This is a genomic window from Deinococcus sp. (assembly GCF_018260405.1).
Lineage (GTDB): Bacteria > Deinococcota > Deinococci > Deinococcales > Deinococcaceae > Deinococcus.
This window is the reverse complement of the sequence record NZ_JAGLBG010000048.1, coordinates 1-19,561: the sequence shown is the minus strand read 5'-3', so window position 1 is coordinate 19,561 and position 19,561 is coordinate 1. Positions and strand designations below refer to the sequence as shown.

Below are 19,561 nucleotides of genomic sequence, written 5' to 3'. Positions count from 1 at the left end.
CTAATGCCCCGACGCCCCAACAAACCCTGAATTCCCTGCTGGGAACACTGCATAAATGAATTTCGTCCGGATTTCAATATGCATTGGAATCCGGTTGAAATTCTGCATATGCAGGTCTGATACGGATTCCGATTGATTCGGTGCTGTTCTGAATCAATCCGAGCGGACGCGAGTAGGAATAGCATACGGGTTTCGCGGTTTGGAGCCGCAGGCGGTGCTCTTCCGACTGTGGCGGAATTTAGCGGAATCCGTCTGAGACGATAAAAAGGCCTCTCGATAAGCGGCGCGTACCAAGTGACGAGGCCAAACAGCTGGGCGCAATGAACAATACGGATCCGTAGAGCGGCGCCGCAGAGCGAGTGAGAGCAAAGAGCACGGCCTGCGGGCCGCGCTACGCCAACTGGCTGATGCGCCCAGCCTGTCCTACGCTCTACGCTGGCCCCACGATGATCAAGACTTTCGTTTGAACGGCACATATTGACCGCTGGCTGTTGCGCTAGGCTGCGAGCAATGCCAGAGCCATTTCTGAGCCGGAACGGGGCGATCTTCTCCCCAGCACCTGAACTGCTGTTCTCTTTGCACCCCTGCGGCCCGCGTGAGTCGAGCGTAGCTCCTCTGCCTGGGCAGCTGCACGAACTCCGGTTGAAAGGTTGACAACATCCTTTAACCCGGGCCGACTCGTAGCGTTGCGCCGCAAAGTGAGCAGAAACAAACCGGATTTTGGGCGTGGAGTTGGCAGCCCGGTGTCTATGCGAGTTGTCAAACTAGACGGCAGTTCGTACTCCCCCTTACGCCATTCCCCCGACAACCTACTCTCAGATAAGGAAGTGACCGACCATAGATAAAGTCCACGGTAATCTCTCGGGCCTGCGCCCGGCACAGAAAAAAGCCCTCGAAAACCTGTACCGCCGCCGCATAGAGCCGGGGCGCGTGGGGTCGCCGGAACTGGCCCGCAATCTGGCTGAGCTTTCGCACGACATACGGCGCGAAGTCGGCGTGCTGATCGACCGCCGGGGCCGCGTGATCTCGGTCAGTGTGGCCGACGCGCGGGGCAGCGAATTTCCCGATCTGCGTATGGGCGAATACCGCCTCGCCGGATTTCACCTGCTGCACACTCACCCCAAAGGCGGGCCGCTGAGCAAAGGGGACCTTTCGACTCTCTTTCTAAGACGCCTGGACGCGGTTTCGGCCATTGAAGTGGGCCACGACGGACGCCCCGGCCTAATTCACACCGCGCACCTGACGCCTCCCGGCACCGTGGGCGAGGAAGAAGACTGGCGCATTCTGCCGCCCGCGCAGCCCTTCGAGGTCGACGAATTTGACCTGGGTGCACAGGTTGCAGCGCTGGAAGAAGAAATTGCCCGCACAGCCCGCACGCGCGAGGCGAAAAAGCACCACGAACGCGCCATTCTGGTGCAGATTGACCAGGGTGAATTCGATGCCGAGGAACGCCTCGACGAACTGGGCGAACTGGCCCGCACTGCTGGCGCGGAAGTGGTCTACAGCGAACTGATCTACCGCCGCCACCTCAAGGCGGGCACGCTGGTTGGTGAGGGCAAGCTGGAAGAACTGACCAGTAAGGCCTATCACCTCGACGCCGATCTGCTCATTTTTGGGCAGGAACTTGGCCCGGCACAGGCCCGCGAAATAGAAATGGCGACTGGCCTGAAAGTCGTAGACCGCACCCAGCTGATTCTGGATATTTTTGCGCTGCACGCCCAGGGCGTCGAGTCTCGGCTGCAAGTGGAACTGGCGCAGCTGCGGTACATGAAACCGCGCCTGCTGGGGGCTGGGGGGCAGCTCTCGCGCATCGGGGGCGGCGGGGGCAGTGCCGGGGGCGGGGCCATTGGCACGCGCGGACCAGGGGAAACCAAGCTAGAGCTGGACCGCCGCCGGATTAATGACCGCCTCAGCTTTCTGGAAAAGCAACTGGAAGGCGTGGCCATGCGCCGCGAAGAACGCCGCAAGAGCCGCGAGCGCAACGACGTGCCGGTGATTTCGATTGTGGGCTACACCAACGCGGGCAAATCAACGCTGCTGAACACCTTCACCCACGCCGCCGAGGAACCCCGGCGCGTACTGGCCGAGAACAAACTGTTTGCCACGCTGCGCCCGACCAGCCGCCAGGGCTTTGTTGACGGCATCGGACAGGTCATCTTTACCGACACGGTGGGCTTTATCCGCGACCTGCCCAAGGATTTAACCCGCGCTTTCCGCTCTACACTGGAAGAAATTGGCGACGCCGACGTGCTGCTGCATGTGGTGGACGTAGCCAGTGTGGGGGCCGATCAGCGGTTGGAGGCTGTGAACCGCATTCTGGAAGAGCTTGATTTGCGCGATATGCCCACCGTTATCGCGCTGAACAAGGCCGACAGTGCGGCGCCAGAACAACTTGCCCGTGAAGTAGACCGCACCGGGGGTATTCCGGTCAGCGCCCTTAAGAGTTCGGGGATACTGGAGCTGAAAGAAGCCCTAGCCGATGCGGTAGCCCAGGTACAGCGGGCGGAACTGGCCCGGCAGGAAGAGGCGCGGGCGGTGCGACTGGCCCTGCGCTGAGCCGAACAGGAACGGCAAGAAGTACCTACGGGGTAGAGAGCGCAGCAATGATGCACCTCTGCCCCAAGTAGAACGAGAAGGCAAAAAGGAGCTGGGGGAAGTGGATTCCTAGAGCGGCGAAGCAGAGCGAATTCGGGCGCTTTCCCCGGACACGCGCCTGCGCCCGGACTGAATCCAAAACGGCCCGGTTCAATCAGAGGCGGTACTATTGGAACCGGTACTGTATGCCATGCTGGAGGGCGTGCCGACTGCCGACCACGCCCGCCGATCTCGCTCACCTGTGGCACTGGGATACCTACTTTGCGTAGCACTTGGCTGGGTGCTTGGGAACCATGTCGGCGAACGTACCCTGCCCACCCTGCTGCTGGCCTATGCGCCGCCCGTGCTCTGGCTGTTGCCCGCGCCACTGGTGTGGCTGTGGGTGCTGCTGCGCCGTCGCAGGCTCGGTGCGGTGCTCCTGGCGACCCTGCTGGCGCTGTGGGGCGCGGGGTTTTTTCACTGGAAGCCCCAGCAGGCCGCCGCGCCGGACAAGAGGCTACGTGTCTTGACCTATAACGTGGCGCGGGGCACCATGACCTCTCCCGAGCGGCTGGCGAACTTCCTAAAAAGCACCGACGCCGACGTGATTCTCCTTCAGGAAACCAATTTCGTGCAGGGCGGTTTTGCCGGGCAACTCGAAGCCTACTTGCCGGACTACACCTCGGCGCACGGGACGGAAGTCGCGGTTCTTTCGCGCCTGCCTATGCAGAGTGCCCGCACATTTCCCCTACCGCAGATGCAGCGCGAGGTGCTGGTCCTACCCCTTAGCTGGCAGGGCCACACGCTGAACGTGGTTAATGCTCACCTGAGCGCGGTGCTGCTCTCGCCCTTGCTCAGAGGCGACCTGGCCCCGACCCGGCGCACGCGGAATGCGCGGGATGAACAGGTGGAGCTACTCCGGCAGATTGCGCTTCAAACTGAAGGCCCCATTTTGCTGGGAGGCGACCTGAATACCCCCCCGCGTGGCCTGGTCTATCGCCGGTTGCAGGGCATGTACGGCCCCGACGCCTTTGACCGGGCTGGGCGTGGGCCGGGCTGGACTTTTCCCAGTTTCAAACTGCGTATAGACCATCAGATGACCCGTGACCTGACGCCTGTCCGCGCCCAGGTGTGGCCAGGAGCAGGCAGCGATCACCGGCCTCTGCTGGTCGAATACCACGAGTAGCTTCAGGACGGGGCGTCAGCGCATGAATCATCGCGTAGGTGATCAGGGCCGCCGTCAGCAGTCCCAGCGCGACAAACCAGCCCGGTGCGCGGCCCCCGCCCGAGGTGTTGGCCGCGTTCCAGCCCAGACGCAAATTGACCAGGGCGAACACCAGCAAAAAAGCGTCCAGCGCGTCGACAGATTGGCCCCCGCCGATGGACAGCGGGCCACCCACGGCAAAGGTCAGCCCGGCCAGCACCAGGGCGATCAGCAGTTGTAAGGCAGAGGGCGGCATCGTCGTTAACGTTTTGGCGTGACCGTCGGCAAGATAGAGCGCGTGGATCTGAGCTTGACCGGTGTCCTGAGCGCTGGAGTCTTGAGTGCTGAAGTCTTGAGAACTGGAAGCGCGAGCTTCGGCACAGAGCTTCGGCTACCCGGCACCGTCAGCAGTGGCAGGGCCACCCTACCTTTGGGGGCTAGCAAGGAGACTGGCAAGGAAGCCGCCTGGGCTGGGGTTTTCTTGACCGGGGCCGGGCTGTCGCTCAGCAGCAGGTCGGGAAAATGCACCACCTGCTTATCAGGCACGGTATCGGTCCAGCTTTGCCCGCCGACCCGGACTTCGGTTTTGCCTGCCGGGAGTGTCAAAAAGCCGTAGTAGCCGTTGCCGTCGGTCAGCGAGGTCGCCACCAGACGCCCGGCCTGCCACGCCTCGACAGTGCGGTGGCCGGGCCACGTGACCCCGCTTACCCGGCCTATCAAGCCGTGTGAGGTCGGCGGCGTGTCTTGCCAGCGCTGCGGCGTCGCCAGTACCGCGCCGGGGGCCGTCAACGCCTGGCGCAGCGTTTCGAGGCCCTGCACCAGCGTTTCGCGGCTACTCGCTAGCGTGGGGACGCGGTACGAGTACCCCACCCAGCCCAGCCCCGCCTGCACGCTGCGGGCGGCCTGCGACGCACTGACCTGCGGGGTGTTGAGGTAAAGCGCCGTGCCGATTGCCAGCGGCGCAACCAGCCCGTCGGCGCGGGTTCGCACACTGCCCGCATAGGCGTTCCAGCCGGTAAACCACGCGCCCTGGTCGCCCACCCCGTCGCGCTTGTAGTTCATGGGCACGTTAAGATCGATCAGGCCCTCATGAATCCAGGTGACCCAGTCCTGAAGCACGTCGTTGTAGGGCTGAGAGTTACGGAAACCGTCCGGGTCGCCCACGCGCGGCGGCGTGCCGTAGGTGATGGTAGCCGCCGTCATCCAAGCGCCGGGGCGCAGGCTTTTGACCTCCAGTGCGATGCGGCGCACCAGGGCCGTGACCTGATCGCGTTTCCACTGCTGCCACACTGGGTCACTGGGAAGAGGCCGACCGCGCTTACCCATCTCGGCATTGAAGCGGGTAATGGTCTTGAGATCGTAGCCCCAGTTTCCCCCGTCGGGATAACGGATGCGGTCAAGCTGCACACCGTCTATATCGTAATAACGTACCAGATTGACCACGCTCTGCGCGGCGTAGTCGGCGGCAGCCGGAATCCCGGCGTCGAGCCAGCCGTCACTGCCCACCTGCCAGCTACCGTCGGTGCGGCGGGCCAGCCAAGAGTCATGCGAATTGGCCCCGTGCGACCACATCACATGTTTGGGGTCCTTGCTGGGCGAGGCAACATTGATGATGCCCGTTACACTGGCCCAGGCGATCACGCGGATTCCCTTATCGTGGGCCAGCCGGGTCACCACGGCCAGCGGATCATAGTTCTTTTCGAGGTCGCTGTCGGTCGCCAGCGGCAGGCCACTTTTCATGCACAGGCAGTCGCCCCGGCGAATGGCCTGCACGAACAGCGTATTGATCCCCAGACGCGCGGCGTCGTTCACGGTCTGTTTGGCCTGAGCACGGGTTTTCAGGCCCACCCCGAAGCCGTCTACCCACAGCCCGCGCACGGCCACCGGGGGCAACGTGGGCAGCACCGGGTTTTCAGGCACCGCTGAGGGCACTGGAGCAGTCGGCAGCGCCGAATGGCCGGGCAGAGCCGGAGCGGGGGCCACCGGTGTGATGGACGGGACAGGAATCACGGGCACTGGTATGACCGGAACTGGTGCAGCCGGAACTGGTGCGCCTGGCACCGGAATCACGGGCACCGGAGTTACTGGCACCGGAGTTACTGGCACCGGAATCACGGGCACCACAGGCGGGACAGGCCCAACGGGAGCAGGCTGTACCGGGGCAATCGGCACTGAAGCAGGCGGCACTAGGGTGGGGGGCGGCGCGTCGGGCAGCAGAACAGGGGGAATCACCATAGGGATCACGGGCGCTGTGGTGACTGCCGCTGGCAGACTCGTCTCAGGATCACTGACCTCCGGCTTCAGGGCCAGTTGCGCCTGCGCCCAGAGCGCCGAGGAAAGCAGCATAGTCAGAAAAAAGGCGCGGCGCAGGGAAGCAGGACTCATAGGTTCAGGAGAGAGACTAACCTACACTCGTGACTTTGAAATGAGTCGTGCGCCGTCTGTGCGGCCCACTTGACCTGCTGTCGGGCGTGATCTGAAGACGGGCTTTCCCAAAGACACTTGTTACGGCGGCTAAAAAGGGCCTGCTCAGCACTCTGTGTACAGGAAAACAGCCGCTGCGCTCAACTAAGTACACTGCGTTTATCTTGTAGATAAACCGCGCGGAGCGCGTAGCAGAAGAAAGTACGTTGGAGCGGGAATGGAGAGGTTCCGGTGCTTTCCCGGAATCTCGCAATGTTAGCTTCAACGTACTTAGGTCTCGCCTAATAACCCACCACATCACACTGAAAAGCGCAGCAAGAAAGGCACTTGGCACAACCAGTAAATCCGCTGGCCCGCCAAGTGGTCTTTCAGGTCTGCTTATCTCACTTGTCTCGAATATCCCACCCTTTGGCGCGCACCGCCGCAATCTGCGCGGCAAACACCGGCTCCACTTCCTCGTCGGTCAGCGTTTTGGCGTCCCGGTAGGTCATCCGCACCGCCACCGAGCGGTTGCCCGCGCCGACCTGCTCGCCCGTGAACACATCGAAAGGCTCCACACTTTCCAGAATGCTGTCGCCCGCCCCCTGCAACACCTGCACGATTTCGCCGTAGCTGACGCTCTGGGGCGCAATCACCGCCAGGTCGCGCCACGCGGCGGGGGCGCGGCTGGGGTCGGTAAAGGCCCACTCGCGGCCCGGCAGCGGCAGGGCGACTTCCAGAATAAAAGTGTCACCCTTCAGCCCAAAGTCGGCGGCGATTTCGGGGTGCAGTGCGCCCAGCCAGCCCACCTTTTGCCCGTTCCACAGAACGTGTCCAGCAATACCGGGGTGCAACGCGGCGGGCAGGTCGCCTTCACGCGCCTGCTCCAATTCAAAACTCGCCCCCAGCGCCGACGCAAAGCTCTGCACCAACCCTTTGAAGACGCTGAAGCCGCCGCGTACGCCGTCTTGATAGGTTTTGGCCGCGAGGTCGCCGCGCATCAGCAGGCCCAGGCGCTCGGTTTCGCCTGCTGCCGGGAAAATCCGCCCGAGTTCAAAGAGCAGCGCGCGCTCGCCCTTGCCATAGCCGCCCGCCGCGCCCAGCAGCGAGGGATACAGCGCGGTACGCATCCCGGTGCGCTCAGCGGTCATTGGGTTACGAAGGCGGACATTCGGCGCTTCGGTGCGGGCTTTTTGCGCCTCGTCATCGCTGGTAAAGGTGTAAGTTACAGCTTCTTGAAAGCCCAGACCGCTCAGCACGCGGCGTAGGTTGGCGCGGTTTTCGCTGGGCGCCGATGCACCCAGATTGCTGTCGTGGACGCGCAGGTGGGGCAGGGTCTCGGGCAGGTTCACGAAGCCGTGCAAGCGGGCCACTTCTTCTGCCAGGTCTTGCCAGATCAGCATATCCACCCGCCAGGACGGGGGCGTGACACTCAGGTGGTCGCCTTCGCCCGCTACCGCACAGCCCAAACGGGTCAGAATGTCGCGCATTTCTGCCGTGTCAATCTGCATTCCCAGCAGCTTGCGAATCTGGTCGCCCGTGGTGGTGATGTCGGCGGGCAGTTCCGGCGTCCCGACCAGTGTTTGCCCCGCTTCGGGCGTGGCGCCGCCATATTCGCGCAGCAGTTCGGCCACGCGCACGGCCGCTTTGGGGGCCAGCAACGGATCTACGCCGCGTTCATAGCGGTACACGGCGTCGGTCTTGAGGCCCAAACGGGTCGCGGTCAGGCGCAGCAAAACGGGGTCAAAGTGCGCGGCCTCGACTACCACGTCGCGCGTGTCGGCCCGGACATGCCCGTGGTCGCTGCCCACGATGCCCGCTACGCCCAGCACATGCGAACCCTGCTTCGGCTCGCCCATCACCGAGAAAGCGTCAGCCACCGTCATTACCGGCTCGTCGGCCATTGCGCCGTCCAGAATCAGGAGGTCTTCTGGCCCCATCTGGTGCGTGTTGCCCAGCAAATCCTTGACCAGTTCGCCGCCGCGCAGGCCAAACGCCACCACCAGGCGGTCATTTGCCACGTCACGGCGGTCATACAGCGCGGTGGGCTGACCCAGTTCCAGCATCACGTAGTTGCTGGTGTCCACAATCAGGTCAATTGGGCGCATTCCGGCAAGGCTCACGCGGCGCTGCATCCACAGCGGGCTGGGGCCGTTTTGCACCCCACTCACGGCACGGGCGGCAAAATGGTCAGAGCCGAAGCGCACTTTTTTCTGCGGGTCACGTTCCAGTATGCGGCCTTTGGGAGGCAGCGAAATGCTAATTTCTCCCGGCTGGGTGGGCGCGGCGGGGATAATGGGTTCCTTCAAATCCAGCTTCAGGAACGCGGCGAGGTCGCGGCACAGCCCCAGGGCGCTGAGCACGTCGGCGCGGTTGGGCGTGACTTCAATGTCCAGCACGCTGTCGACGGGCCAAAGCTGATGCATGGGCGTACCGGGTTGAGCTGTGCCCGCCGGAAAGGTCAGGATCCCGGCATTGCTCTCGCCGATGCCCAGTTCCTTGGCGCTGGCGCACATGCCCCAGCTTTGTACGCCCTGCATTTCGCGCACGCCGTAGGTCATTTCGCCCAGGGTCGTGCCGGGGGTCACCAGCGCGACCACCGTGCCAACGGGAAGGCCCACCGCATTAGCGGCGCCCGTAGCGACGGTTTGCGTCCCCTGCGGCCCCACGTCCAACGTCAGCCTGGTCAGTTGCGTGCCGGGCATGGGTTCGGCAGCCTGCACGGCAGCCAGCAGCACGCCAGCGGGCGGGGCAGGCGACTCGTCAATGCCTTCGAGCGGCAGACCCAACTGGGCGAAAATGGGTTCCAGTTCGGTCACGGGCGGCAGTTGGGGAATCAGTTCTTTGATCCAGGAGTAGGGGAGTTTCATAGGTTGACCTCGTAGGGGTAAGTTTCAAGCAACTTTTCCAGCGAATACACGCCGAGCAAATCTTTTTCGGAATTTGTATAAGGCGGCATAAAAAAGCCCGCCAACATTAGACCTCTTGCAAAGGTCGCCCGGTTATTCTAATTAGGCTTACTCTGACCCGCCCTGCTCGGCAAAAGCGGCGATTCGGGGCGGCCCGACCCCCACTCTCGCAAGAGGTCTATTACAGCGCGAATTTCAGCGACCGCCTGTGCTCAGGCCCGCTGCACTCCCGCTTTTCCCTGCTTCACTTTCCGACACTGGCACCGACCTTTTTGACCAATTCACGCAGCACTTCCGGCACCAGATTCACCTCAGCCAGCCGCGAGATATCCACCCACTGCGGCTCGTAGTGGTTGTCTTCACTCTGGCGGATGGCCTCGGGGCCGTCGCCCAGGCGCATTTCGCCGCCGATCACCTCACACACAAAGTAATGCTCGTGGCTCTGGAGATTGTCCGTTTCCAGCACCTGCTGGCCCACCTTTACGGTCAGGTTGACCTCTTCCAGCACCTCACGGGCGCAGGCTACGGCGGGGGTTTCGCCTTCATCGATGCCGCCGCCGGGGAGCGTGGCGTAATGGTTGCCATTTTTGCGGCGCAGCATCAGCACAATCTGGTGCTGGTCGTTGAAGATGAGGGCGGCGGCGCGGGGGCGTAGGGGTTGATTGGGGGTCATGGAGTACCTCGAAGTGATGCTATACGGACTCGTGTCAAGCGGACTCGTAGGGCTGCGCCGCAGAGCGAGGGGCAGAAAAGAGAATGGTCGGGCGTAGAGTTGGCAACCCGGTGCCCTTGCAGGTGGTCAATGAAACAGACGGCCTCTAGGGTCAAGGTGCAGTGTCTCCCACCCGATTCTTGGTGCTGGATGCAAAGGCGCCAGCAGCTGGCTGCTTACCCCAATTCCCCCCGGAACTGCCCCATCACCCTGGGGTCGTTGGCGTAGAAGTAGCGAATGTCCGGAATTCCGTATTTCAGCATGGCAATCCGCTCCGGCCCCAGCCCGAAAGCAAAGCCCGTTTTCTCTTCGTACAGGCGCGGCTTTCCGGCCAGTTCGCGCAGGTCGTCCACGGCCTTAAAGACGTTGGGGTGTACCATGCCGCAGCCGCCCAGCTCGAGCCATTTGCTCTCGCCACGCGGGTTTTCCCAGTAAATGGCAAAGTCGGCCCCCGGCTCCACGAAGGGGTAATAGCTGGGCTGAAAGCGCACTTTCGCGCCCGCGCCGTACAGCCCCCGCGCCATCTCGGCAATGGTGCCCTTGAGGTCGGTCATGCTGATACCGTCGCCCACCACCAACCCTTCGAGCTGATGAAACATCGCCTCGTGGGTGGCGTCGGTGGCCTCGTAGCGGTAGACCTTGCCACGGCTGACCATTTTCAAATCCGGGTCGTGCTCGATCATGTAGCGAATCTGCATGTTGCTGGTGTGGGTGCGCAACAGCCGCCCATCTTCCAGCCAGAAGGTGTCTTGCAACTCGCGGGCGGGGTGATACCAGGGGATGTTCAGCGCCTCAAAGTTGTAGTGCTCCTCTTCCACTTCCGGCCCCTCGGCGATCTCGTAGCCCATGCGGGTGAAAATGCCAATAAGGTCGTCGTACACACGGGAAATAGGGTGCAGGCTGCCACTGGGCAGCCCCAGCCCTGGCAGCGTTACGTCTATGGCTTCGCTCGCCAGTTTGGCATCCAGCGCGGCGCGTTTAAGTCCCGCTTCCTTTTCTTCGAGCGCGGCCTGAATCGCGGCCCGGATCACGTTGATTTCCGCGCCGCGTACCCGGCGCTCCTCGGGGGCCAGCTTGCCCAGGGTGCCCAGTTCTTTGGTGACGAGGCCGGACTTGCCCATATACTTAGTCTTGACGGCCTGGAGCGTTTCCAGCGTGTCGGCGGCGTTGATTTCCTGAATGGCTTGTTCCTGCATAGGTTCCTCCGGTTGGGGCCATGAGCTACGCGCCTTAAAAGTAAACGGGGGGGGGCTTTTGGCGAACGCTCACGGCTCAGGACTCAAAAAAATCCCGCCAGCACACAGCGGGGGCGGGACGGCGCACAGGACGGCAATCAGCCCGGCGTCTACCCGCAGCCGGTTAGTGGCGAAAGTCTACCGTTCACGCCGCCTAGCCTACCAGATGCCCTTTAAGATGAGGCTATGAGCGAGGTCAATCCGGAAGTTTTTCTGCTCGCCACGGGCGTTCTGCTGGTGGTCAGTCTGGTGGTCAGTCGGCTGGGCGGGCGGCTGGGGATTCCGGGGCTGCTGCTCTTTTTAGGCGTGGGCATGCTGGCCGGAACCGACGGCCTGGGCATTGAATTCGGCGACTATCAGCTGGCGCAGACGCTAGGAACGGTGGCGCTGTGCTTCATTCTGTTTCAGGGCGGGCTGGGTACCGACTGGGGGCACACCAAGCCGGTGATTCGCAAGGGCGTAAGCCTCGCCACCATCGGCGTACTGGTCACGGCGGGCGTGATGGCGGCGTTTACGCACTTCGCCTTTCACTGGGAGTGGTTGCCCGCGTGGCTGCTAGGCGCGATTGTCTCCAGCACCGATGCCAGCGCCGTTTTCAGTGTGCTCAAGGAGCGGGCGCTGGGCCTAAAGGGGCAGATTGCGCCGCTGCTGGAATTTGAATCCGGCGGCAATGATCCGATGGCGGTTTTTTTGACGCTAGGTATTCTGGAACTGATAGCCCACCCCGGCGCAGGCATCTTGAGCATCGTGCCACTGTTTCTGGAAGAGATGGTGCTGGGCGCAGTTATGGGCGGCGTGCTGGGGTATCTGGCGCTGCGGGCGCTGAACCGCTTTCAGTTGCAATTTGAGGGCCTGCATTCGGTGCTCAGCCTCGCGCTGGCGCTGATTGTGTTTAATGCCACGGCGGTGGTGGGCGGCAGCGGCTTCCTGGCGATTTATATTGCCGGGGTCATCATTGGTAACGCTGAATTTATTCACAAGCGTACCATCTTGTCTTTTCACGACGGCATCGCCTGGATTATGCAGGTCGTGATGTTCCTGACGCTGGGGCTGCTGGTCAATCCGCACGAGCTTTGGCCCACCGCCGGGCTGTCTCTGGCCTGTGCGCTGGTGCTGGTGCTGGTAGCGCGGCCCCTCAGCGTGCATATTGCGCTGCTGCTTAGCAACATGCCTTTTAACCAGCGCAATATGGTCGCCTGGACTGGGCTGCGCGGCGCAGTGCCGATTGTGCTGGCGACCTTTCCGCTGGTGGCAAAAGTCCCGCAGGCCCACGAGTTGTTCAATATCGTGTTTTTCATTGTGCTGACCAGCGTTTTGCTGCAAGGCACCACGTTGGTGCGAGTGGCGCACTGGCTGGGTGTACGCGCCGAATTGCCGACCCAGACCGAGTACCCGATCAGCTACACCCCCACCGGCCACAGCAGAAACGCGATGGTCGAGGTGGAAGTCATGCCCGGCAGCCTGGGCGCGGGCCAGCGCATCATGGACCTAAACTTGCCGCCCGACGCGCTGGTGGTGCTGGTCAACCGGGGCGGTAAGTTCCTGATTCCCAAAGGCCCGACCGAGTTGCAGGCTGGCGACAATGTGCTGGTGCTAAGCGGGCCAGAAGACCTGGAGCGGATTCAGATGCGCTTAAGTCGTCCCGCGCAGGCCGCTAGCGGGAGGTAGGCGGGGCACCGGCTCGTCTGACCTGCAAAGACACCTCGGCTGCCCGGTCGCACCCGGAATGTTAACGTAGCTGCATGACCCAACCACGCGACACCGCTGTTTTTGACCTGATCGCCCAGGAAGGCGAACGCCAGCGCACCGGCCTGGAATTGATCGCCTCCGAGAACTTCACCAGCGCCGCCGTGCGCGAGGCCCAGGGCAGCCTGCTGACCAACAAGTACGCCGAGGGCTACCCCGGCAAACGCTGGTACGGCGGCTGCGAAGTGGTGGACAAGGTCGAGCAACTTGCCATTGACCGCGCCAAGGAACTGTTCGGGGCGGCGTGGGCCAACGTGCAGCCCCACAGTGGCAGCAGCGCTAACCTCGCGGTGTACAACGCCCTGCTGGAACCCGGCGACGTGGTGCTGGGCATGAACCTCTCGCACGGCGGCCACCTGACGCACGGCAACAAGGCCAACTTTTCGGGCCTGCGCTACAGCATGGTGGACTACAAGGTAGACGAAAAAACTGAACTGATCGATATGGCCGAGGTGCGCCGCATTGCCCTGGAAAGCAAGCCGAAGATGATTATTGCCGGGGCCAGCGCCTACAGCCGGATAATCGACTTCGCGGCCTTCCGCGCCATTGCTGACGAGGTAGGCGCGATTTTGTTTGCCGACATCGCCCACATCGCGGGCCTGATTGCGGCGGGCGAACACCCCAACGCGCTGCCCCACGCGCACGTGGTCGCCAGCACCACCCATAAGACCCTGCGCGGGCCACGCGGCGGAATTATCCTGGGCAATGACCCCGAGATTGCCGCCAAAATTGACCGCGCCGTGTTCCCCGGCTACCAGGGCGGCCCATTGGAGCATGTCATCGCGGGCAAAGCGGTAGCGTTTGGCGAGGCGCTGCAACCCGAATTCAAGCAGTACGCCAAACAAATTATCGCCAACTGCCGCGCCCTGGCCGCTGAGTTCGAGAAGAGGGGTTACCGCGTCGTCTCCGGCGGCACCGACAACCACCTGTTCGTGCTCGACCTACGCGCACAGGGGCTGAACGGCACCAAGGCGACCAAGGCCCTGGACGCCAACCACATCACCATCAGCAAGTCCACGCTGCCCTACGACACCGAGAAAATCATGCACGGCGGCGGCATCCGCATCGGCACGGCGGCTGTGACCACACGCGGCATGACCGAAAAGGATATGCCCAAGATTGCCGACCTGATCGACCGGGCGCTAACAGGCGAAGACGTGCAGGCCGAGGTTCACGAGTTCGCGGGCGGGTTCATGCTGCCCTAAGGCAAAAAGGCCGGGTGGTTTAGCCCCTGCGCGGTGGCCTGTTCCCGCTGGCGCTGTATAGCTACAGTTACGCGGGTCTGGGAAAAGTGCCCGAACCCGCTTTGCCAGTCCGCTCGGGGCGGCCTGACCCCCACTTTCGCAACAGGGCTATTCTTCAACTCCTGTGCTCTGGCCTTTTGCGTTTTACAATACCGTTTCCAGCCCGCTCAGACATTCCTCGGCAATGGCGCGGGCCACTGGGTCGCGGGTGCTGCGGGCGTAACTGACCCCCTGTTGCAGGTGGTGCTGGCCTGTTTTTGCGTCGCCCATCAGCGTGTAGGTCTGGTAAAACGCCAGATGCACGTGCCCCAACAGGATGTCGCGGGTGCGCTCGGGGGGCAATGTCCGGAGCAAATCCAGCGCGTCGCGGTAGGCCCCCAGCGCCTTGCGGGTTTCGCCCTCGACGGCCCATTCGCGGCCCAGTTGCAGGTCGCGGGCGGCGGTGAGGTAGGCGGGGCGCATGGGGGGATTATAGATCGTGGGGGTACAGTCTACAGTCCACATTCGCCACGCTCTGCACACTGAGGGGCAGCGGCGGGACTTGGTAGCGCGTGAGCAGCGGGGTCGGCCTGCAAGGACTTGAGCAGCGGCGCAGGCAAAAGCCCAGGTTTCAGGGTCAGCCACAGCAGACTATGGGAATCCAGCAGCAGTCCTCGCCTAGCCGCCCTGACCGTGCCCACACTTCTAACTCGCTACAGTAACCGCATGATGTACGTTTCTACGCGCGGCGCGGCCAACCTGGGGCAGTTTTCGGATGTTCTGTTGATGGGCCTCGCGCCCGACGGGGGGCTGGCGATGCCCGAAAGCATCCCGACCTTTTCGCCTACAGACATTGAAGCCCTGCGCGGCCTAAGTTACCCCGACCTCGCTTACGCAGTCATGCGGCCCTTCATCAGTGACATTCCCGAAGCCGATTTACGGGCGCTGCTGCACGCCACCTACACCGAGCAAGCCTTTCACAGCCCCGAGATTACGCCGCTGACACCGCTGGGCGACTCCGGCCTGTACCTGCTGGAACTCTCCAACGGCCCCAGTCTGGCCTTCAAGGACATGGCGATGCAGTTCCTGGGCCACGTTTTTGAGTACACGCTGGAAAAACGCGGCCAGCGGCTTAATATCCTGGGCGCGACCTCGGGCGATACGGGCAGCGCCGCCGAGTATGCCATGCTCGGCAAGCCGCGCGTGAACGTGTTTATGCTCTCGCCACAGGGTCGCATGAGTGCCTTTCAGCAGGCGCAGATGTACGGGCTGAACGAACCCAACATCTTTAACATTGCCGTGGAGGGCGTGTTTGACGATTGCCAGGATTTGGTGAAAGAGGTCAACGGCGACGCCGAATTCAAGCAGAAGTATGACATTGGCGCGGTCAACTCCATTAACTGGGCGCGGGTCCTGGCGCAGGCGGTGTACTACTTCAAGGGCTACTTTGCGCTGGGGCTACCTGCCGGGGCCGAGGCCGATTTCAGCGTACCCAGTGGCAATTTCGGCAACGTGTTCGCCGGATACCTCGCCAAACGCATGGGCCTACCGCTTGGCCGCCTGCTGGTCGCCAGCAACGAAAACGACGTACTGCACGAATTCTTTACCACCGGAAACTACCATGTCCGGCCCGCCGCGCAGGTCGCGCAAACCTCCAGCCCCAGCATGGACATCGGCAAAGCTAGCAATTTCGAGCGCTATCTGTACCTGATTGCGGGCAGCGACGCTCTTCAGACCAAAGGCTGGTGGGACGAAGTTGGCGCGTCTCGTCCGGTGAATCTGCAAGGTTCGGCCCACTGGGACGCGGTGCAGGCCAGTGGCTTTAGGTCGGGCCGCAGCACCCACGCTGACCGCCTGGCGACGATTAAACGCATTGACACGCAATTTGGCCGCCTGATTGACCCTCACACCGCTGATGGTGTGCTGGTAGGCGAACAATTTAAGCGTCCCGGCGTGCCGATGGTCTGCCTGGAAACCGCCCTGCCTGCCAAGTTCGAGGAAACCGTGATAGAGGCGGTGGGCCGCACCCCCGAACGCCCCGCACGCTTTGCCGGGATTGAAAAAGGCGAACGCTTTTGCGAGGTGCTGCCGAATGACGTGGCAGCGCTGAAGGCGTTTATCGCTGGGAAACTGGGAAATAGTACGCACTCGTAATTACGCACGCGTAACACGGACTCCGCGAAATTCGTATTTTTCCTTTTCGCCTCTGCCTCCCGCCTCAGCGTAGAAACGGGTTGGTCTGCTGCTCGCGTCCGGTGGTGGTCGCTGGTCCGTGCCCTGGATACACCGCCGTCGCTGCGGGCAAAGGCAACAGCTCACGCTGAATGCCCTCGATCAGCTGGGGATGGTTGCCGCCGGGCAGGTCGGTGCGCCCGATGCTGCCCGCAAACAGGGTGTCTCCGGCGATCACAAAGCCCTCGCTTACAAAAACCACATGGCCCGGCGCGTGGCCCGGCAGTTCACGGGCGATCAGCGTCAGGTCGCCCGCCGTAAAAACCTGTCCCTGACTGATCTGATGCTCGGGCGCGTCGGGCTGCACAAACGGCAGGTTCCAGCGGGCCGCGCTGCTGGCCGCCGCCGCATACAGGGGCGCGTCGGCGGGATGCAGGTAGACTGGCACGCGCAGGGCCTCCCGCACCGGCTGCACCGCCCCGATATGGTCGAAATGGGCATGGGTTAGCAAAATGGCCTGCACCGTTATGCCCGACTGCTTTACCAGCTCCAGAATCTGCGCGGCATCGTCGCCGGGATCGATCAAAAAGCCCTGGTTCCCGGCTCCGGCCACCAGCAACGTGTTTTCCTGAAGGGGACCAGTCGGAAGCGACCAGAGTCGCACGGCGCCGTGTTGTTGGGGAGCAGGCAAAGTCATATTCTGAAGATACTCCACTCACCCGGAAGCCGTTTCTCTCCTGCTCGCTCTGCGGCGCAGCTCTACGAGTCCGCTCGGGGTGCACCTTTCAAGCCGAGTCCGTCTAGGCCAAGCAGCCGCGCCACCACCGGGATGACCTGTAGGCCAAGCGTCTCGTCGATTTCAGTTTCGGTGAGCCGTTGGCCGCTGCCGCGCAGACTTTCACCGATGGCGCGGCGTTCGGGTTTGCCCAGGCGTGAAAACACTCGCCGCAGCAGTGGCAACGTCTCCTGAAAGGCTTCGGCGTCTAGCCCGCACAGCCAGTCGTCGAGCAGCGCCAACAGCGCACCGTCGTGAACCAGCAGTGTGCCGCTGTCGCCCAGAAAGCCGCCAAGCCAAGCGGTCACGTCTAGCGGTTGTGCGGCTCCCAGCGCCAGCCCCATACGGCGCTCGACCTCGGCGGCGCCGAGCCTGCCCGCGTCGCGCAACCGCCGCACCGCGTCACCGGCCAGCAGCGGGGCCACGTCGTCGCGGCCCGCCAGCCGCTCCAGAGCGTCATGCCACTCGGCCAAGGCGTCGGCGCTATCCAGCAGCCGGATGGCCGCGTCACCACGCTGCACCTGGGTGCGCAGGGCTTCGGCGGACTCGGCGCTCAGCGAAATGGCGGCTGTCGGCAGCCCTACCGCCGCCCGCGTCAGCAGCGTGCGAAAGGTTCCAGCGGCGGCGGCGTCTCCCCCACCCTCACGGCCTCGCACGTCGCCGTAGCGGGCCAGCCTCGCCAGCGGCGGCAGCGCGTCGAGCAGGTCGCCCACATCGGCACTCAGGGCGGCGCGGGCGTTCAGGGCGTCTAGCGCGGGCGGCACGGCGCGGGTCAGGTCGGCGTAGCGGATCTCTTCGAGCAGCTGGGTCAGTTCAGCCAGCGTGCCTGCATTCCGGGCGGCGCCGATGGAATGCGCCGTGGCGGCGTCCTCGACGGTCTGACCGTAGCGACTCGCCTCGACCAGCCGCACGCTGAATTCGGGTTGCCAGCGCAGCGCCCAGTTTTCCTTGAAGGTGCCCAGGCCCGCCGAGTACCTTTCCTGCGCCCAGGGCACGCCCAGCAACTTCAGGCGGTGAAAGAGGGCGCTGCGCTCCAGATCGCCGTTTTTGCGTAGGTCCAGCGCCAGCTCGTGCTGCTCGGCCTGCACCTTCAGGCGCAACCGCTTTTGCAGCCGCGCGAGATCCTGCGCCAGAGGCACGCTGGGGGTATCATCCGGCACGTGGCCCAGCGCCTCGCCCACGATCAGTTTTTCACCGATCAGGCGCAGCGGCAGGTCGCTGTCCCAGCCAAAGACGCTCAGGGCAGCCTCGTTTAGTTCGTCCAGCCCCGGCAGGGCGCGGCTCCGCAGCGCGGCGAGGCTATTGGCAAGCCGGGTCGCCTCGATCACGCTGGCGCTGCTGGCCTCGAGTTTTTCCTCACGCAGCAGCCGAGCGGCGCGGGCAAACCAGCGCTCGGTGACGTTGTGCGGCGTGCTGAACAGGTGCTGGTAATACCCCGGCGAACGCACGCCCGCGCCGTAGCCGCTGCTCTGGCTCAGGCGTCCGTGTGTCCACGGCACCCAGGTCAGGCTGACCTTGGCTTTCGGCAGGCCCTTAAGGAGCGCCGCGTCGTCCTTGGCCGCGAACGCCTGCGGGTCGAGTGCAGGCGCGTGCCACGCCCCGCAGACCACCGCCACCCGTTGAAAGCCTTCCCCTAGCGCGGCGCGAATGGTCTGGCGCATCTGGGCCTCGCGCATCGCCTCGCGGCCCGACGCCGCCGGGACATCCTCGCGGACAGCGTGCATGGCTTCCAGCACGGCGGCGAAGACTTGCCCGTCGGCTTTGCCTGGCGAGCTATGGGCTGTGGGCTGTGCCTCCTGGCTCATGGCCCCTGCGTCATGGCCGCCCCTGGCCTCGACCAGCGTTTCCCACCAGCGCTCGAAGTCGCTGTAGCCCGCTGCTTCGGCCAGCAGGCGCAAGGGGTCGCTGTACAGGTCAACATTGAGCAGGTCAACATTGGAGAGGCCAGGGTCTTCCTCCTCGTCTTGTGCCCCAAAACCTAGCGTGGCACTGGCGGGCAAATCCATGAAATGGGCCTTTGCGCCTGCTTTGGCGGCCCAGCGAAAGGCGACATACTCGGGGCTAAAGGCCGCGAAAGGCCAGAACGAGGCGCGGGCGGGGTCATCTTGCACATAGGCCAGCAGCGCCACGGGCGGCTCGGTGTCGGGGCGGGTCAAGAAGGGCAGCAGGGCGTCGGCATCGGCGGGGCCTTCGACCAGCACGATGTCGGGTTGCAGGGCCTCCAGCGCGTGCTCCAGCGAACGCGCCGAGCCGGGGCCGTGATGACGGATGGGGAAAATGTGGAGTTGGGGCATAGAACCTCGTTTGAGCGCAGGAACCAGGCGTGACCGACGAGCCAAAAGAGCGGTCTGGGCAAGAAGAAAGAACTGGATGACTGGTGAGGAATTGACCGAGTGCTTTAAGCGCGTTTACGGGCCGATAGGCGGTGAAGCCCCGAGGGAGTTTCAGCGGGAGGCGGCGCGGCGGGTGTCCGAGCGTCCAGAGTGGAAAGATTAGGTATAACTCTCACTTACCCCATTCAGTCATAAATAGTAACTGCTCAGCAGGGGGACTTGCGAAGCGGAAAGGGGTAGAGTAGGGACATTACGCAAAAGATCTGTCCCAACTG

At 63.3% G+C, this 19,561-nt stretch carries 13 protein-coding genes; 6 read left to right on the top strand and 7 right to left on the bottom strand.

All coding sequences use genetic code 11. The features are described 5' to 3' along the window. Positions 1-837 precede the first annotated feature (837 nt). The 3 genes from hflX to QZ269_RS07745 all read left to right on the top strand — a co-directional run bounded on the left by hflX (position 838) and on the right by QZ269_RS07745 (position 4,019). Positions 838-2,556 carry a GTPase HflX gene (gene hflX / locus QZ269_RS07755; RefSeq protein ID WP_291426003.1) on the top strand — a complete coding sequence of 573 codons (1,719 nt, stop codon included), beginning with the start codon at positions 838-840 and terminating at the stop codon, positions 2,554-2,556. Between the two features lie 319 nt (positions 2,557-2,875). After that, positions 2,876-3,760: an endonuclease/exonuclease/phosphatase family protein gene (locus tag QZ269_RS07750; protein ID WP_291426002.1), complete on the top strand. Its 885-nt coding sequence runs from the start codon at positions 2,876-2,878 to the stop codon at positions 3,758-3,760. Positions 3,761-3,782: 22 nt separating this feature from the next. Next, complete coding sequence (locus QZ269_RS07745; RefSeq protein WP_291426000.1) at positions 3,783-4,019, top strand: hypothetical protein; 237 nt, start codon at positions 3,783-3,785, stop codon at positions 4,017-4,019. A gap of 20 nt (positions 4,020-4,039) precedes the next feature. Here QZ269_RS07745 and QZ269_RS07740 read toward each other — a convergent pair whose 3' ends face one another. From QZ269_RS07740 to pheS, 4 genes are all read right to left on the bottom strand, one after another. Beyond that, positions 4,040-6,163: a family 10 glycosylhydrolase gene (locus QZ269_RS07740; RefSeq protein ID WP_291425998.1), complete on the bottom strand. Its 2,124-nt coding sequence runs from the start codon at positions 6,161-6,163 to the stop codon at positions 4,040-4,042. Between the two features lie 422 nt (positions 6,164-6,585). Beyond that, positions 6,586-9,051 carry a phenylalanine--tRNA ligase subunit beta gene (locus QZ269_RS07735; RefSeq protein ID WP_291425996.1) on the bottom strand — a complete coding sequence of 822 codons (2,466 nt, stop codon included), beginning with the start codon at positions 9,049-9,051 and terminating at the stop codon, positions 6,586-6,588. A 283-nt stretch (positions 9,052-9,334) separates the two neighbouring features. Next, positions 9,335-9,763, bottom strand: a complete 429-nt coding sequence (locus QZ269_RS07730) for an NUDIX domain-containing protein (RefSeq protein ID WP_291425994.1) — start codon at positions 9,761-9,763, stop codon at positions 9,335-9,337. Positions 9,764-9,978: 215 nt separating this feature from the next. Next, positions 9,979-10,998, bottom strand: coding sequence for a phenylalanine--tRNA ligase subunit alpha (gene pheS, locus QZ269_RS07725; protein ID WP_291425992.1), 1,020 nt, complete (start codon positions 10,996-10,998; stop codon positions 9,979-9,981). A gap of 225 nt (positions 10,999-11,223) precedes the next feature. Here pheS and QZ269_RS07720 point away from each other — a divergent pair, with 225 nt between their 5' ends. Together QZ269_RS07720 and glyA are read left to right on the top strand one after the other, a co-directional pair. After that, positions 11,224-12,705, top strand: a complete 1,482-nt coding sequence (locus QZ269_RS07720) for a potassium/proton antiporter (RefSeq protein WP_291425990.1) — start codon at positions 11,224-11,226, stop codon at positions 12,703-12,705. Positions 12,706-12,779: 74 nt separating this feature from the next. Next, positions 12,780-13,988 (top strand): serine hydroxymethyltransferase, encoded by a 1,209-nt coding sequence (gene glyA, locus QZ269_RS07715; RefSeq protein WP_291425988.1) that lies wholly within the window; start codon positions 12,780-12,782, stop codon positions 13,986-13,988. Positions 13,989-14,171: 183 nt separating this feature from the next. On the opposite strand, the gene QZ269_RS07710 is transcribed toward glyA, so the two are convergent. Continuing rightward, a complete protein-coding gene (locus QZ269_RS07710; RefSeq protein ID WP_291425986.1) occupies positions 14,172-14,489 on the bottom strand; it encodes a hypothetical protein in 318 nt (105 codons plus the stop codon). Between the two features lie 243 nt (positions 14,490-14,732). On the opposite strand from QZ269_RS07710, the gene thrC reads away from it, so the two are divergent. Beyond that, a complete protein-coding gene (gene thrC, locus QZ269_RS07705; protein ID WP_291425984.1) occupies positions 14,733-16,160 on the top strand; it encodes a threonine synthase in 1,428 nt (475 codons plus the stop codon). Between the two features lie 64 nt (positions 16,161-16,224). Here the strand turns inward: thrC and QZ269_RS07700 are convergent, their stop codons facing one another. Together QZ269_RS07700 and QZ269_RS07695 are read right to left on the bottom strand one after the other, a co-directional pair. Beyond that, positions 16,225-16,875, bottom strand: a complete 651-nt coding sequence (locus tag QZ269_RS07700; RefSeq protein ID WP_291425982.1) for an MBL fold metallo-hydrolase — start codon at positions 16,873-16,875, stop codon at positions 16,225-16,227. Positions 16,876-16,937: 62 nt separating this feature from the next. Beyond that, entirely contained in the window at positions 16,938-19,247 is a 2,310-nt protein-coding gene (locus tag QZ269_RS07695; RefSeq protein WP_291425980.1) for a DUF5682 family protein, read from the bottom strand. Positions 19,248-19,561 lie beyond the last annotated feature (314 nt).